This window comes from Saccharibacillus sp. O23 (assembly GCF_002205895.1).
Classification (GTDB): Bacteria; Bacillota; Bacilli; order Paenibacillales; family Paenibacillaceae; genus Saccharibacillus.
Window position 1 is genome coordinate 282,921 of sequence record NZ_NJDE01000007.1, and the last position, 16,406, is coordinate 299,326.

The 16,406-nt window shown below is 60.0% G+C and carries 8 protein-coding genes; 6 read left to right on the forward strand and 2 right to left on the reverse strand.

Annotation, left to right across the window (positions count from 1 at the left end; genetic code table 11):
* Positions 1–27: 27 nt before the first annotated feature.
* The 4 genes from CDO73_RS09870 to CDO73_RS09885 all read left to right on the forward strand — a co-directional run bounded on the left by CDO73_RS09870 (position 28) and on the right by CDO73_RS09885 (position 10,223).
* A complete protein-coding gene (locus CDO73_RS09870; RefSeq protein WP_088488353.1) occupies positions 28–3,063 on the forward strand; it encodes a glycoside hydrolase family 2 protein in 3,036 nt (1,011 codons plus the stop codon).
* Complete coding sequence (locus CDO73_RS09875) at positions 3,060–6,104, forward strand: alpha-L-rhamnosidase (RefSeq protein WP_179218656.1); 3,045 nt, start codon at positions 3,060–3,062, stop codon at positions 6,102–6,104. The genes CDO73_RS09870 and CDO73_RS09875 overlap by 4 nt, the downstream gene beginning before the upstream one ends.
* Before the next feature lie 77 nt (positions 6,105–6,181).
* A complete protein-coding gene (locus tag CDO73_RS09880) occupies positions 6,182–7,972 on the forward strand; it encodes an L-fucose isomerase (protein ID WP_088488355.1) in 1,791 nt (596 codons plus the stop codon).
* A gap of 145 nt (positions 7,973–8,117) precedes the next feature.
* Positions 8,118–10,223 carry a CAP domain-containing protein gene (locus tag CDO73_RS09885; protein WP_088488356.1) on the forward strand — a complete coding sequence of 702 codons (2,106 nt, stop codon included), beginning with the start codon at positions 8,118–8,120 and terminating at the stop codon, positions 10,221–10,223.
* Positions 10,224–10,294: 71 nt separating this feature from the next.
* Here CDO73_RS09885 and CDO73_RS09890 read toward each other — a convergent pair whose 3' ends face one another.
* On the reverse strand, positions 10,295–11,185 hold the full coding sequence (locus CDO73_RS09890) for an AraC family transcriptional regulator (RefSeq protein ID WP_088488357.1): 891 nt from the start codon (positions 11,183–11,185) through the stop codon (positions 10,295–10,297).
* Positions 11,186–11,341: 156 nt separating this feature from the next.
* Here CDO73_RS09890 and CDO73_RS09895 point away from each other — a divergent pair, with 156 nt between their 5' ends.
* Positions 11,342–12,493 (forward strand): Gfo/Idh/MocA family protein, encoded by a 1,152-nt coding sequence (locus tag CDO73_RS09895; protein ID WP_088488358.1) that lies wholly within the window; start codon positions 11,342–11,344, stop codon positions 12,491–12,493.
* Positions 12,494–12,628: 135 nt separating this feature from the next.
* On the opposite strand, the gene CDO73_RS09900 is transcribed toward CDO73_RS09895, so the two are convergent.
* Positions 12,629–13,837 carry a MalY/PatB family protein gene (locus CDO73_RS09900; RefSeq protein WP_088488359.1) on the reverse strand — a complete coding sequence of 403 codons (1,209 nt, stop codon included), beginning with the start codon at positions 13,835–13,837 and terminating at the stop codon, positions 12,629–12,631.
* Between the two features lie 292 nt (positions 13,838–14,129).
* Between CDO73_RS09900 and CDO73_RS09905 the strand changes: the two genes are divergently transcribed.
* On the forward strand, positions 14,130–16,271 hold the full coding sequence (locus CDO73_RS09905) for a 5'-nucleotidase C-terminal domain-containing protein (RefSeq protein WP_088488360.1): 2,142 nt from the start codon (positions 14,130–14,132) through the stop codon (positions 16,269–16,271).
* Positions 16,272–16,406 lie beyond the last annotated feature (135 nt).

Sequence of the window (16,406 nt, forward strand, 5' to 3'; positions counted from 1 at the left end):
AAAAGCAAACGAAAGGAGCCGAACGTCATGACAGATTCATCTAGGCCGACCGCGGAGCGGCTTGCCGGCGAAAACGAAAAGGTCCGCTATCTCGACGAGGTGCAAGACGAGGCTTATAGACGCTCCTCGCTGCACGGCGACGCGCGGGTCGAAGCGGAGTTTCGCCTGCCCGCTCGCGCGCTCGACTTCAAGCGAACGCAAACGATGCCGAAGGCAGGCAGAGCGCCGAATCGAGAATCGGAAGCGCGCTCTTCGAATCGGAATACCGATCCGGAGAACGATCGCGTCTTCCTCGATCCCGCTTCGGGCAAAGAATCGCTGTCCTTATCCGGCATCTGGAAAATGAAAAGCTGCGATCCGGCGGATCCCGGCGACCCGGCTCCGTTTACCGGCTGGTTCGGACGCAGAGGCAAAGACAGTCCGGGCATGGCGGCCAAATGGTACGGCGTCGGTTTCGACCGCGGGGATTGGGACGAAGTAACGGTGCCTTCGACGGTGCAGAAAGCGCTGATCGAACTCGGCAAGCTGCCCGATCCGCATTGGAATACGAATACGATCGACGAGTTGGAAGAGCACGGGGAACCGAAAGAGTTCCCGGCTTGGTTTCGCAGAACCCGGGTCGAGCGGCAGGATTGGTGGTTCGCGAAAACGTTCGAGCTGCCGGAAATCTGGCGCGGCCGCCGGCTGACGCTGCGTTTCGGCGGCCTCGATTACTCGGGCAGCATTTTCCTGAACGGACAGCCGCTCGGCCATCATGCCGGCATGTTCGGCGGCCCGGATCTGGATATCTCCGGTCTTGCGAACTTCGGCGAAGACGGCGTCAACGAACTGGTCGTGCGCATCGATCAAGCGCCGCAGTCTTGGAACGGCAAACTCAAAGGCAGTCCCGGCTTCGGCTGGCATTACGGCCATCTGGTCTCGCTCGGCATCTGGCAAGGCGTGGTCGTGACGGCCGAACCCGACGTCTCGGCGGTCGATCCGTACGTCGTCACGGAGTCGATCGGCGAAGAAGGGGCGAAGCTTCGGATCGAATACGGATTGGACAGCCTGCTGGCGGAACGGACGGAGGTCGAGGTAGAGCTGCTCATTCGTTCGCTCGCTTCGCGGTCGTCCGACGAACTTCGCTTCCTCGCCGAAGCCGAGATCGAATACGGCCTCGGCCGCTTCGCCGCTTCCGTCACGCTGCCGGACCCCGAACTCTGGTGGCCCAGCGGATACGGCGATCCGGCTCTCTACGAGCTTGCGATCCGCGTGTCGGCGAAGCCGAAGCGGTCGAACCCGGCGGACGGCGGTACTTCGCCGCGCCTGCTTCACGAGAACGTCTCGACGTTCGGCGTGCGTACCGTCGAGATGCGGCCGGCGCCCGGAGCCAAGCCCGAAGAAGAGTACCGCTGGCAGTTCGTCGTCAACGGCGTTCCGATGTTCGTCAAAGGCGCCAACTGGTGCTGGCCCGACCCGCTGCTGGAACAAGACGAGAAGCTGTACGAACGCCTGCTGGAGTTGGCGCGGCGAGGCGGCGTCCAGATGCTGCGGGCATGGGGAGGCGGCTTGGTCGAATCGGATTTCTTTTACCGGATGTGCGACGAGAAGGGGCTCATGGTCTATCAGGAATTTCCGCTGTGTTGGGGACCGCCGGACTCGCCTTATACGGATCTCGGCGTGCTCGACCGCCAAGTGTCGCGCAGCGTGAAACGGCTGCGGAGCCGGCCGAGCCTCGTCATGTGGGGCGGCGGCAACGAGAACGGCGCGCACGGCGGAGCGGACGAAGGACTGTTCCTCGTCGGACGCCGCTGCCGGGGACTCGATCCGTCGAGGCCTTTTCATCGGACGGACCCGTGGGGAGGCAGCGTGCACAACTGGGACGTGTATCACGGAGGCGAGCCGCTGGAAGAATCGACGTCGGGCATGCCGTCCGTGTTCTACGGGGAGTACGGGATTCCGAGCCAGCCCAACCGGGAGAGCTGCCTGCGGTACATGCCGGCGGAGCAGCTTGACGTATTCCCGCCGACGGAAAACAGCCGGGGATGGAAAGCGCATTTTCACCAGTTCGGCCTCAAAGACGTCATCAAAGTCATGCGTTACGGCGCGTACGGACCGATTTCGAATTGGGACGATTACATTCTCTATTCGCAGAGCGCGCAGGGGAATTCGATCGCGTTTACGGGAGACGTGCAGCGCGCCGGCTCCGGCAGAGGACGCACGGGGTTCTGGTATTACAAGTTCAGCGAGCTGTTCCCGGGCCATTCGTGGGGCGTGGTCGATTTCTACGGCGTGCCGAAACTGTCGTATTACCGGGCCAAACAAACCTGCCTGCCGAGAAGCGCGTTTGCCGTATACGAACGGGCGGAAGGTTGGGCGGCGGGCGAGTCTTTCCGGTTCTCGCTGCACGCTGCCAACGACACCCGCGAAGCGCTGAACGGCGCGAAGGTCACGGCGGTTCTGTACGGATCTTCATGGGAGAAACTGTGGTCGCGGACTTGGGGGGAAAACAAGCTGGAAGCAGGCGAAACGGCCGAGCTTCCTTGCGAACCGATCGCGCTGCCGGACGACTTCGCGCGCATCTCGCCGTTTCTGCTGGCCGTGTCGCTGCATGGCGAAGACGGGAAGCTGCTGTCGGACCGTTGGTACGCGTTTAACGGCCAGCCGAAGACCGAGGAACTGCTGGCTTTCGAACGCGAGCACCGGCATCAAGAGAACGAATATCCGGGCGAAGAAGCGGTCCGGGCGTTCGACTTGTACGGCAGCCTGCCGGATGCGCCGCTGCGGCGGCTGCCCGAGACGCGGCTGGAATGGACGATCGAATACGGGGGAAAAGGCGGCGTGATCGCGGTCGAGAACGTCGGCGATTATCCGGCTTACCGCGTGATCGTCGAAGGGTTCCCGGCGTCGTGGGACAGTTATCTGGAAGACAACGATTTCGGCTTGCTTCCCGGAGAAAAGCGGCGGATCGCGTTCGAAGCCGGGCCGGAGGAGACGCTTGACGATCTGCGGATCGGCGCATGGAACGCCGAAGCGGCGGCAGCCGCGCAGTACATCGAACACGGACAGGAGGAACGGCGATGACAACGGGAGCGGATAACGAAAAGGTAACGGGGCACGAGGAGAATCGGTCGTCGCCCGTCGACGCTTCGGCGGGCCAAGAGGTTCTCGCCGAAGCGTTCGCGGATTGGCGCGCCGATTGGATCGCGCGGCCCGAGCCGGATCATCGAAGCTGGGACATGCATGCGCTCGAGGTGCAGGTCAGCGCGGAAACGGGCGGCTCCGCGGAGATTTTGTTCGCCGTGCGGGATGCGGCGAACTGCCGCGTTTGCAGACTGGACGCGGCAGAAGGAAGCGTGACGCTGCTTACGGAGAAAAGCGGCGAGCGCCTTGAGCATGCGCGAGCGCAGGCTGCGGAATTGGGGAGTTCCGCGGCCGCTTCGGGCGTATCGGAAAGCGGCGAATCCGGCGAAGTCCGTCAAGCCGGACCGAACGAAGCGGAAGCGGTCGCGCGGGCGATGCGTTCGGTCTCCGTCCGCATCGTGCAGGACGGGGCGAACGTTCGCGTGACGCTGAACGGCCGCGAAGCTCTGCAAGCGGATCTGACGGGCGATGCCGCCGGCCATGACGCCGCGCTCGGCACCGTCGGTTTCCGCGGCGCGGCAGATTCGGCGGCCGTGTTCCGCGAACTGCGCGTATTCGACGGCCAAGACCGCGCTTTGTACGTCAACCGTTTCTACGATCCGTCGACGCTGCATTTCGACGACGGCGAGATCGACCCGTCGGGCAACGGGCTGAAACTCGCGCCCGGCAGAACCGCGCTCTGCGAAAATCCGCTGCCGGTCGACGCGCCGTTGTTCCGCCGGGCGTTCGAGCTGCCTTCGAAGCCGACGGGCGCGCGTCTTCGCGTCTATGCGCTCGGTTGGTACGAACTGAGCCTCAACGGGCGTAAAGTAGGCGACCGGGTGCTGGCTCCCGCCAATTCGCCTTACGAACAGAGACTTCTGTTCGATACGTACGAAGGCGAAGAACTGTTGGAGCTGCTTCGCGAAGGGACGAACGTCTGGGGGGCCATGCTAGGCGGCGGATACAATTTCAATTATTCGCGCTGGGGCTGGAAATGGAAACGCGATAAAGCTTGGATCGCGCAGCTCGACCTGACGCTGGCGGACGGCAGCGTACTGACCGTCGGCACGGACGAATTCTGGAGCACGGCTCCGGGACCGCTGCTGATGCACGATATATACGACGGCGAGACGTTCGACGCCCGGCTGCTGCCGGAAGGATGGAACGAGCCGTTCTCGGAAGAGGCCTTCGCTTCCGATTCCGATCTCGATTCGTCCGAGCGATCGCGCGAGAGGTCCGAGACGCTTCCGAAGCAGGCCGGATGGCAGCCTGCAGTCAAGGCTCCCGCTCCCGAAGGAGCGTCGCAGCCTAACGGACAGCCGCCGGTTCGGGCGCACGAACCGCTTCGGCCGGTCTGCGCTTATCAGCCGGAGCCGGGCGTGACGGTCTACGATTTCGGGCAAAATATCGCCGGTTGGGCGAGAATCCGCGTTCGCGGCCGGGCGGGAGACCGGATCGCGCTGACCTACAGCGAGCTGATCGACGAACAGGGGCGTATCGATCCGTGGACGAACCGCAACGCCAGAGCGCGCGACGTGTACGTCTTGAACGGCGCGGGCGAAGAATCTTACGAGCCGCGCTTTACGTACCACGGTTTCCGGTACGCGGAGGTCCGCGCTGCGGAATCGGTCGGCCTGATCCGGATCGAAGCCGTGCCCGTGCATGCCGACGTACGAGAAAGCGGAAGCTTCCGCTCCTCCGATCCGCTGCTCGAACAGATTCAGGATAATATCCGCCGTTCGATCTTGAACAATCTGGTCAGCATTCCGACGGACTGCTGCCAGCGCGACGAACGGACGCCCTGCCTCATGGATTCGGCCGTCGTCGAAGAAGCTTCCATCCATAACTTCGATATGAAAGCCTATTATCGCAAATGGATAGGGGATATCGCGGGCAGCGACAGCAATCCCGATTGGAGCGGCGACCGCGTGACGCTGCCGTGGCATCTGCATCGGCATTACGGCGATCTCGGCCTGCTGCGCGAAGGGTATCCGTCGATGAAAGCTTACATCGAATACTTGGCCGGCCGTTGGCCGGAGCATACCGTGACCGAAGGGTTCGGCGACTGGTGTCCGCCGAACGACGACGGCTGGGAGAATTATTTCGGAGAGCCGGAACTGGTCAATACGGCTCTGTACGCCATGCAGGCCGGCGTCGCGGCCGAAGCGGCGGCCGCGCTGGAAGAAGCGGAAGACGCCGCGCGTTTCGAAGCGTTGGCGGCGGAGATTCGTGCAGCCTTCGGACGCCGCTTCGGGCAAGGAGGAGGCGTCTACGGCAGCGGTTCGCAGACGGCGCAGCTTCTGCCGCTGGCTTTCGGGCTGGTGCCGGAAGCCGAGACCGAAAGAGCGGTCGCGCGCCTTGTCGCGGCGATCGAAGAGAAAGGCGGCCATTTGGATACCGGTATTTACGGCACGCGGCATCTGCTCGACGTATTGGCCGATCACGGCCGGATCGATCTGGCTTACGAGCTGCTGAGGAAGAAAACTTATCCGAGTTTCGGCTGGCAGATCGAGCAGGGCGCGACCACGCTCTGGGAGCAGTGGAGCTTCAAAGGCGGCATGCATTCGCACGATCACGCCATGTTCGGCGGGATCGGCGCCTCGTTCTATACGAGGCTGGCCGGCATCGTGCCGTTGGAACCGGGCTATGCCAAGATCGGCATCCGGCCGTACGTGCCGGCCGGATTGGACTGGATCGAAGCCGAACTGAACACGCCGGTCGGCCGGATCTTCTCGGGCTGGCGCCGCGAAGACAATCGGCTGACGTTCGCGATCGGGATCCCCGAAGGCGCTTCGGCCGAAGCGGTGCTGCCGGTCGGCACGGAACGGATCGGCACGCAAGCAATCGCTACGGAGCGGATGGACCAAGAAATCGGCCGTTCGCCTCAAGAGACGCGCGAAGCTTCCGGAACGGATGAACTCGCCCGCCGGACTTTCGTGCTCGGGCCGGGCAGACACGAATTCGCGCTGCCGCTGAGTCTGCTGCCGAGCCGCGTCTGACGCCGAACCGCGTTCGAGATCGGTCGAGGCTCGCAACGAACGTTTACGTTTGCATTCAAGAACGAGGAGGATCATTCATGACGCACAGCAATTCCCGCTACGCGGGCGGATTTCCCAAGATCGGCATCCGTCCGATCGTCGATCGCCGCAAGTTGGTCAAAGCGGCGATCGGAGAGATGACGATGGAACTGGCGCGCGAAGCGGCCCGGCTCATCGAGAGCCATGTCCGCAACCCGGACGGCACGCCGGCCGAGACGATCGTATTCGACACCTGCATCTCGGGCATGCCGGAAGCGTCCCGCTGTGCGGAGCATTTCCGCCGCGAAGGCGTCGGCGTCATCTTGACCGTCGCCGCGGGCTGGTGCTATCCGCTGGAGACGATGGAGACTGACAAGACCATGCCGCATGCCGTATGGGGCTTCAACGGCACGGAGCGTCCGGGCGCGGTCTATCTGGCCGCGCTGCATGCCGCGCATAACCAGAAAGGGCTGCCCGCGTTCAAGATCTACGGCCGCCATATTCAAGATCCCGACGAACGGGAGATTCCGGCCGACGTCGGAGAGAAGATTCTTCGCTTCGCCCGCGCGGGCTTTGCGGCCGCGCTGCTGCGCGGAAAATCGTATCTGTCGGTCGGCACCGTCTCGATGGGCATCGCCGGATGCATCGTCGACGAAAGTTTTTACCGGCGTTATCTCGGCATGAAGAACGCTTACGTCGATATGACGGAAGTGACGCGCCGGATCGACAGCGGCATCTACGATCCCGAAGAGTTCGAACGCGCGCTGGCATGGACGCGGGAACGCTGCAAAGAAGGTCCCGATCCCAACGACGAGCAGGATCGGATCGCGCCGGAGCGCAAAGAACAGAACTGGGCCGATTCGATCAAGATGGCGCTGATCGTTCGCGACCTGATGATCGGCAACCCGAAGCTGGCGGAGCGGGGCTTCGAAGAAGAAGCGTACGGCTATAACGCGATCGCTTCCGGCTTCCAAGGCCAACGCGAGTGGACGGATCATAATCCGAGCGCCGATTTCCTCGAAGCGATGCTGTGCAGCTCGTTCGATTGGAACGGCATTCGCGAACCGTACATGGTCGCTACGGAGAACGACAACCTGAACGCGATCTCGATGCTGTTCAACCATTATTTGTCGCATACGGCGCAGATCTTCGCGGACGTGCGCGCGTATTGGAGTCCCGAAGCGACGGAGCGCGTCACGGGCCGCAAACCGGAAGGCCGGGCGGCCGACGGGTTCCTGCATCTGATCAATTCCGGCCCGGCGGCGCTGGACGGGACCGGCGAGCAGAAGCGGGACGGACAGCCTGCGATGAAGCCGCATTGGGAGATCGGCGAAGAAGAAGTCGAAGCTTGTCTGGCCGCGACTTCTTGGCGTCCGACTTATATGGACCAGTTTGCGGGCGGAGGGTATTCGACGGACTTTACCACGCGCGGTGACATGCCGGTCACCATGTCGCGCCTCAATCTGGTCGACGGTCTCGGTCCCGTGCTTCAGCTCGCCGAAGGCTGGACGGTCGAGCTGCCGCCGGACGTGCACGACGCGCTCGATCTGCGCACGACGCCGACTTGGCCGACGACTTGGTTCGTGCCGAATCAGATCGAAGGCGATGCCGTGTTCGGCGACGTATACGGCGTGATGGAACATTGGGGATCGAATCACTGCGCGATCAGTTACGGACATATCGGAGCCGATCTGATCACGTTGGCTTCGATTCTGCGCATCCCGGTCAACATGCACAACGTGGCCGCGACTGACCTTTTCCGGCCGAGCGCTTGGAGCGCTTTCGGAACGAAAGACGCGGAAAGCGCGGATTATCGGGCCTGCGCGGCCTACGGTCCGCTATACGATTAAAGACGGCAGGCTTCGGGCGTATTCGCGTTCGAAGCTTTTTTTGTTTGCGCCGAAGCAGGGATTCAGGGAAAATGGGCGAAAGCTTTACAGTCGCAAGTCAGTTAGCAGAGAAAAGAAAACAGGGGATTATGAGGGGAGTTACGCAATGAACACAAGCAACGGCGGCAAGAAACGCAGGCCGAAAGGGATCGGCCGGAGATCGGCGCATAAGTGGGGAGCGGGTCTGCTCGCGGCGGTCCTGACCGTAACGATCGCGGTTCCGGCGTATCCGGGGCAACAGGCATCGGCCGCGGCGGCCGCAACGACGTCGCAAGAAGGTTTCACGCAGGATCAGCTCGACGGATTGGCTTACTTGAACGAAATTCGCGCGAAAGTGGGGGTCGGCCCGTTGGAGCTGGATGCAAACCTGACTCGGGCCGCGCAGGCGCATGCGGCTTATTACAATCTGCATGCCCCGGAAATAGACTCGCCACATGACGAAACGCCGGGACAGTCGGGATTTACGGGAAGTTCGCCCAAAGAGCGGGCCGATGCGGCAGGATGGCCGACCCGAGGGCAATCTTGGGGAATCGGCGAGGTTATGGCATTCCGTCAGGCGACGACGCGAGCAGCGATCGATGCCTGGCTCTCCACCGCTTATCACCGCGCGATTATTTTGGGAATCGCGCACGATAAAGTCGGAATCGGCCTGCAAGGAGGAACAGCCGTTATCGATATCGGATTCATCGGCAATCCTTCCACCGATCCCGAAGCGCGGGTCTACCCTTATGACGGCATGAAAGGCGCCGATATCGGTTTCTACGGATATGAGTCCCCGAACCCGCTCGACCGCTTCGACGTCGAACATTCGGGCGGAATCGTCTCGGTTTCGTCAGATCGGAACATCGATTCGTTCGAAGCCAAGATTACGGACTCGCAAGGGCAAGAAGTTCCGTATTACCGCGAATTTCAAGGCGACACGGTGTTCTTATATCCGAAAGACATTCTGGACGGCTATAGCGTCTACACCGTTAAGCTCGATTATACGCTGCAAGACGAATCGCAGCCGCGCCATAAGACTTGGTCGTTTACGACAGGCAAAGGGCGGACGATCCGGAAGTTGTCGGCCAAATATAAAGAGCTGGTCCTGAATCAGGGGAGCAAGCTTCCGCTGGAGGCTGTCGCGTCTTACAACGACGGCACCTCCGGAACGCCGAAAACGCCGATCGTCTACTCCAGCAGTTCGCCCGCCGGCTTGAAAGTGTCCGCGGACGGCATGCTGGAAGGGATTAAGCCCGGCAGCTACAAAGTCACGCTCGGCGACGGCAAAGTCCGAGGCACGGTGCCGATTCGGGTGTTCGAGCGTTTGAAAACTAAGAGTTATCCGGCGACCGATCCCGCGAAAATTAAAGATATCGCCGGACGCGCCGACCAAGCCGCGATCGAGTGGGCGCTGCGATCGGGAATCGCCGACGCGGGCGCCGACGGCAGATTCCGCCCGGACGATTCCGTGAGCGAAGCGCAGTTCCTGATCATGCTGCTGCGCGCTTACAAGATCGATGACGAAGCGTACGCGTCGAAGAAGAAAACGTATTGGGCGGAAGGAGCTTACAAAGTCGCGGCGGCCCGAAATCTGCTTCTGTTCAGCGCGCAGCCGGGAAAAAGCGGATTCCGCGACAAACCGATCGACCGCTACCGCGCGGCCGGCTTGATCGCGTCGGCGGACGGCGTGAATTTCGATTTCCCGGAGGCGGTGAACTACGTGCTGGCCCGCGAGTATATGCGCGGAACCGAAGGCAACCAGAGTTGGATGTTCGGTTCTGAAGATATCGTGACGCGTGGACAAGCGGCGGTGATTCTCATGCGCTTGCAGTCCGTCATGAAGCAGATCTCGGGCGCGCCGACATCGGTCACTTCCGAAGACAAACTGCCCGAGGATTTGTTCCCGGAAGTCTATGCGAAACCTGAGTTGGGCAGCCGAACGCTGATCGCCGATTTCCGCGCCGACGGCACGCTGTCGGTGGAAGGACGGTTCGCCGATCAGGCCGACAAGCAGTTGGAGGTGCAGGTGGATCAATCTTTCGAAGACATGCCGAGCGGAAAGATGCTGAAGGAAATGCCGGTACAAGCCGATGCATCGGGCCGATTCTCCGTCTCGTCGGTCGGCGTATACAGCGAACCTTTCCTGAACGTGTACGTGCGGACCGAAGAAACGACTTATTATATTCAGGTCAAAAAAGGCACGATGAACGCTTCGGATTATTCGAGCTAGAAGAAGCCGCAGCGTACGTATTCATCCGATAAGCATTAAACGGCGAAGAGCCTCCGAATTCGTTCGGAGGCCTATTCGCGCGCGCTTCCGTCCAACCATCTTTTTCGATACTGATGCGGCGTGGCGTTCATGTTCGCTTTGAACCATTTGCAGAAATACGAGACGTTCGTCAGCCCGACTTCTTCGGCGATCAGCGACACGGGCTTGTCGGTCGTCGTCAGCAGAATAACGGCCTGATGGATGCGGCGCGCCGAGATGTAGTCCGAAATGCTGACGCCGACCGCTTCTTTGAACAAATGCGACAGATGATAAGGAGACAAATGCAGCGCTGCGGCAAGATCGTCCGACCGGTAAGGCCGCGCGTAATTCGCTTCGATCCAACTTAGAATATCTTCCGCCCGGCGCGGTCGGCGCGAGACTCGCGAAGAAGCTGCCGCTTCGTTCTCCGCAAGATTCCACAGCGGCTTCAGCGCGCGGAACAGCTCGATCAGGAACAAAGAAGTCTCTTCGATCCGTTCGGCTTCCGTCATACGCGGCGATCTGGCTTGAAAATCCCGAAACAAAAGCGCCGGCATCGAATCTTCTTCGATCCCGTACAGGCACGGAGCGTTCAAGGCTCCTCCGCGCAGCCGATCGAAGAACGCGCGCAGCAGCGGCCATTGTTCGAAATAAGGCGCGAACAAGGTCGGCTCGAATACGGTCAGCGAACGCTCGAAGCAGGCGTCGTTCGAATAATCGAGCATGACGCGATGCAGTTGATAAGGTTGAAACACGCAGAACATGCCCGGCTTGATCGGGTAACGGCGGCCGTTGACGATCAAAGTCCCCTGCCCTTGATGAATCAACAGCAGTTCTACGCCCAGATGGGAATGGAACGTCTCCGGATGTTCGTTGTCGACGCTTTTCCGTCGGTATACGAAGTCGAGCGGTTTTTCGTCGAATCGATAACCGTTACGAATCATGGGACCGGCCTCCTCTTGTCGATAGACCGACTATAAACGAAGCCCCCGATAACCGCAACATAGCGTTATTTTTTCGACTTCGCAGCCTCACAATCCGTTCGCGAATCCCGTTATGCTGGAAAAGCGGATAGTCAAGAACAAGGAGGCTTCTTTTTTATGCTGAATATCGCGATCATCGGTACGGGCGCGATCTCCGACGCTCATATCGACGGATATTTGCGTTTTCCCGACCGATGCAAGATTACGGCGCTTTGCGATCTGTATCCCGACAAAGCCGAAGCGAAGAACCGGAAATACGGCTTGAACGCGACAGTCGCGACCGACTACAAAGAGCTGCTGCACGACGATATCGATCTGGTCTCGATCTGTCTGCCTCCGTACGAACATGCGCGGGCCGCGATCGATTGGCTGCATGCCGGAAGTCATGTGCTGGTCGAGAAGCCGATGGCTTCGTCGCTGGAAGAATGCGATCGGATGATCGAGGCGGCGCGGCAGAGCGGCAAGACGTTGTCGGTCGTGGCGCAGAACCGGTTTACGAATCCGATCATGAAGCTGAAGCGGATGCTCGATACCGGTCTGGCCGGTCCGATTCTGCATGCGCAGGTCGATTCGTTCTGGTGGCGCGGGCATTGCTATTACGATTTGTGGTGGCGCGGCACATGGGAAAAAGAAGGCGGAGGCTGCACGCTCAATCATGCCGTGCATCATATCGACGCGCTGATCTGGATGACGGGACGCCCCGAACGGATTCAGGCGATGATGAGCAACGGAGCGCACGACAATGCGGAAGTCGAAGATCTGTCCGTCGCGCTGCTGCGTTATCCGAACGGTTCGCTGGCGCAGGTGACCAGCTCGGTCGTGCATCACGGCGAAGAGCAGCAGCTTGTTTTTCAAGGCGAACAGGCCCGTATTTCGGCTCCGTGGAAAGTGCGCGCTTCCCGCTCGACGCCGAACGGATTTCCCGAAACGAACGAAACGCTCGAACAGAAGCTTCTCGAGACTTACGAAGCGCTGCCGGATCTGACGCATCAAGGCCATGCCGGGCAGATCGACGATGTGCTGAACGCGATCGAAACGGGGCAGGCGCCGTTGATCGACGGACATAGCGGACGGGCGACGCTGGAGACGATCGCCGCGATCTACAAAGCCGCCAGTACCGGAGAAAGCGTCTCGCTGCCGCTGGCGTCGGACGATCCTTTTTATACGCGCGAAGGGGTACGGACGAACGCGATCCGTTTCTACGAAAAAAGCGGGCATGTCGAAAACTTCGCCGATCCGTCGATTACCGTCGGGACGCTGTCGGAATAAGCGAAGCGGCGCGGATCGCGGTACGACGTAGAAGACTAAACGCAATGAAAGCATAAAAAAAAGGACTGGCCCTATACCCGGAATCGGGATGCGGACAGTCCTTTTTTCGATAAGATCCGATTGCGAAACGGAAAATCAGTTCGCTTGACCGCTCCGCAGTTCCGCCACCGCCGTCTTCAACTGCTCCATCGCCTGTTCGACGATCGCGCGCGAGCAGGCGACGTTCATGCGCATGAATCCTGCGGCTTCGACGCCGAACATGGTGCCGTCGTTCAAGGCGATGCCGGCTTTGTGCAGCAGGAACTGCATCAATTCTTTGGCGTTCAGGTTCAAGCCGCGGAAGTCGATCCACATGAGATACGTCGCTTCCGGCAGGCGGACGGACAGCTCGGGCAGATGTTCTTCGATTTGCGCCTGCACGTATTCCATATTGCCGCGTACGTAAGTCAGCAGTTCGTCGAGCCATTCGCCGCCGTGATCGTAAGCGGCTTGGGTCGCCGTCGCGCCCAATGTGCTGATCGAACCCAGACCGTGCATCTTGGACACGGTACGTTCGAACGTCACGCGCAGTTTGCGGCTCGGAATCACGATGTTGGACACGGACAGTCCGGCCAGATTGAACGTCTTGCTCGGCGCGGTACAGACGATACAATTATCGCGCGCCGCGTCGGAGACGGAAGCGAACGGGATATGCGATTTCGGTTCGAAGATCAGGTCGGCGTGGATCTCGTCGGCCACGACCAGCACTTCGTGCTTCGCGCACAGTTCCGCCAGCTTCTCCAGATCGGAGCGGCTCCAGATCCGGCCGACCGGATTGTGCGGGCTGCACAGAATCAGCATCTTCACGTCGTCGGCCAGTTTGCGTTCGAGATCGTCGAAATCCATCTCGTAGCGGCCGTCTTCGGACACGCTTAGCGGATTCGTGACCAACTGGCGGCCGTTTTCGCGGACTACATTATAAAACGGCGGATAGACCGGCGTCTGGATCGCGATCTTGTCGCCCGGTTTGGTGAACGCTTCGACGGCGAACGCCAACGCGGGCACGACACCCGGAGTGAAGGTGATCCATTCGCGTTCGATCTCCCAATTATGGCGATCCCGCATCCAATTGACGACGGCGTCGAAATATTCGGGCGTGCGGAACGTATAACCGAATACGCCGTGATCCACCCGTTTATGCAGCGCGTCCAGCACTTCCTGCGGCGCGGCGAAATCCATGTCCGCGACCCACAGCGGCAGCGCGTCGGGCGCGCCGAAGATTTTCTCGCGACCGTCCCATTTCTCGGAAGCGCTCTGCAGGCGGTCGATTTGGGTATGGAAATCGAAGCGGCTTTTTAATGTCATGTGAAAATTCCTCCTTGTTTCGGCCAGCGCTTGAGGCGAGCACGTATCTTGTCCATTATGCGCTACGGAAGAAGAGGAAGCAACGAACGGACCTTGCATAACCAAGACAGCTTCGTTCGGGTTTTGTAAAAATATTCGCTCAAGAATACGTTTTTATGCAAAAAGTATTTACTTTAGCTTGCTTATTTTTATATGATTGGGGGTGGAAGAAGGATTTTTGTTCGTTTTTTGTTAGTAAAGAAGCGTTTGGAAGTCCGCTACTATTATTCCTTTTAGGGAGGCCAACGATTTCATGAAGCGAATCAAAACCAAGAAAAACGTCCGCGTTGCATTGGCAGCCGCGATCCTCGTTACCGGCTTGTCGCCGGCGCTAGGCGGAACGTCCGCTCAAGCCGCCGAGACGACGACGTCCGGCAGCTTCGACCTGAGAATTTTACATACGAACGACACGCATGCCCATCTCGATAATATCGACCGCCGCGTGACGGCGATCAACTCGGCCCGCAACGACCATACGCTCCTGCTCGACGCAGGCGACGTGTTCTCGGGCACGCTCTATTTCAACCAGTACGGCGGACTCGCCGACTTGTACTTCATGAATCAGCTTAAATACGACGCGATGACCTTCGGCAACCACGAGTTCGACAAAGGGCCTGCCGGTCTGGCTCCGTTCATCAAAGACGCGGCGTTCCCGTTCGTGAGCGCGAACATCGACTTCTCCGCGGATAAAGACCTCTCGGGCTTCGCCAACGCGACGATCGGCGAACCGGGAGCGGCGGGCAAGATCTATCCGTCGATCATCAAAGACGTCAAAGGACAGAAAGTCGGCATCGTCGGCCTGACGACCAGCGACACGGTATCTCTGGCTTCGCCGGGCGAGACCGTGAAGTTCAAAGACGACGTGGAAAGCACGAAAAAAGCGGTCGCCGATCTGGAAGCCAAAGGCGTCAACAAAATCGTCGTGCTGTCGCACTTGGGTTACACGGAAGACCAAGCGCTCGCGAAAGCGGTCGAAGGCATCGACATCATCGTCGGCGGCCACTCGCATACGCAGCTTGACGAGCCGACCGTGATCAAGAACGGCAGCGCGCCGGTCGTGATCGTGCAAACGGGCGAATACGACAAGAATCTCGGCGAACTCGACGCGACGTTCGACGCAAGCGGCGTGCTGACCAAATGGGAAGGCAAACTGATCAGCCTCGACGCCAAAAACAAAGACGAATCTTACGTGATCAAAGGCGACGAAGCGACCGCGACGAAGCTGAAAGAATACGCGTCGAAACTGGAAGAACTCAAATCGACCGTGATCGGCAAATCCGAAGTGGAACTGAACGGCGAACGCGGCACGGTGCGCAAGCAAGAAACGAACCTCGGCGATCTCGTCGCGGACGGCATGCGCGCCAAAGTGAAAAGCATCGTGAAATTGGACGACGCCAAAGCGTACGTGACGATCCAAAACAGCGGCGGCATCCGCGCTTCGCTGCCGAAAGGCGATATCGCGCTCGGCGACCTGCTGACCATGATGCCGTTCGGCAACAACCTGAGCGCGCTCAAAATGACGGGCGCGGAAATCAAAGCCGCTCTTGAAAACGGCGTAAGCGGCGTGGAAACGGGCGAAGGCCGCTTCCCACAAGTGTCCGGCATGAAATTCACTTACGACTCGACCAAACCGGGCGAAAAGATCGACTCCGTGACCGGCGAAGTGACGCAGCAGGGTTCGCGCGTCAGCGATATCGAAATTCTGGGCGATAACGGCCAATACGCGCCGATCGATCCGAAAGCTTATTACATCGTAGCGACGAACTCTTATATGGCGGGCGGCGGCGACTTCTACCGCTCGATGGCCGCAGCCAAAGAAGACGGACGTTATTACGAGCTGAATCTGGTCGACTACGAAGTGTTCCGCGAGCACCTCGATAGCGTAGGTACCGTCAAACAAACGACCGAGGGCCGCATCAAAGACGAGCCGCGCAAAGATTCCGCGGGCGAAACTCCGGCTGCCGACGCGTTCTCCGACATCTCCGGCAGCGCGAACGCTTCGGCGATCCAATCGCTGCATGCCGCAGGATTCGTTAACGGTTACGCGGACGGCACGTTCCGTCCGGAAGCCGGCGTAACGCGCGCCGAGTTCGCGACGATCGTGGGCCGCGCATTGGGTCTGGACGGCAAAGCGACCCAACATACGTATACGGACAACGTTCCGTCATGGGCGGCAGGCTATGTAGCCGGACTGGAAGCCAAAGATCTGCTCGGCAGCTTCTCGGGCAAATCGTTCGGCGCGAAACAAGCCGTAACGAACGGCGAAGCCGCCGAATTGATCGGATTGGCCGCTAACCTTGAGCCTGCGAAGATCGAAATTGCAGGAGCAGCGGACGCCAAAGTAACACGCGGTCAATTGGCAGGCCTGATCGCCAAGTACCTGATCAAAGGCTGATACGGGCTTCGATCGAATATCGGTTAAGTTTAAAGCATCGCGACAATCAAGCAGCCCGTCCGCTCCGAGAAGCGGGCGAGCTGCTTTTTTTGCATTGCCGGATCATTTTTTGTAAGGTAATAGAAGGGTTGATGG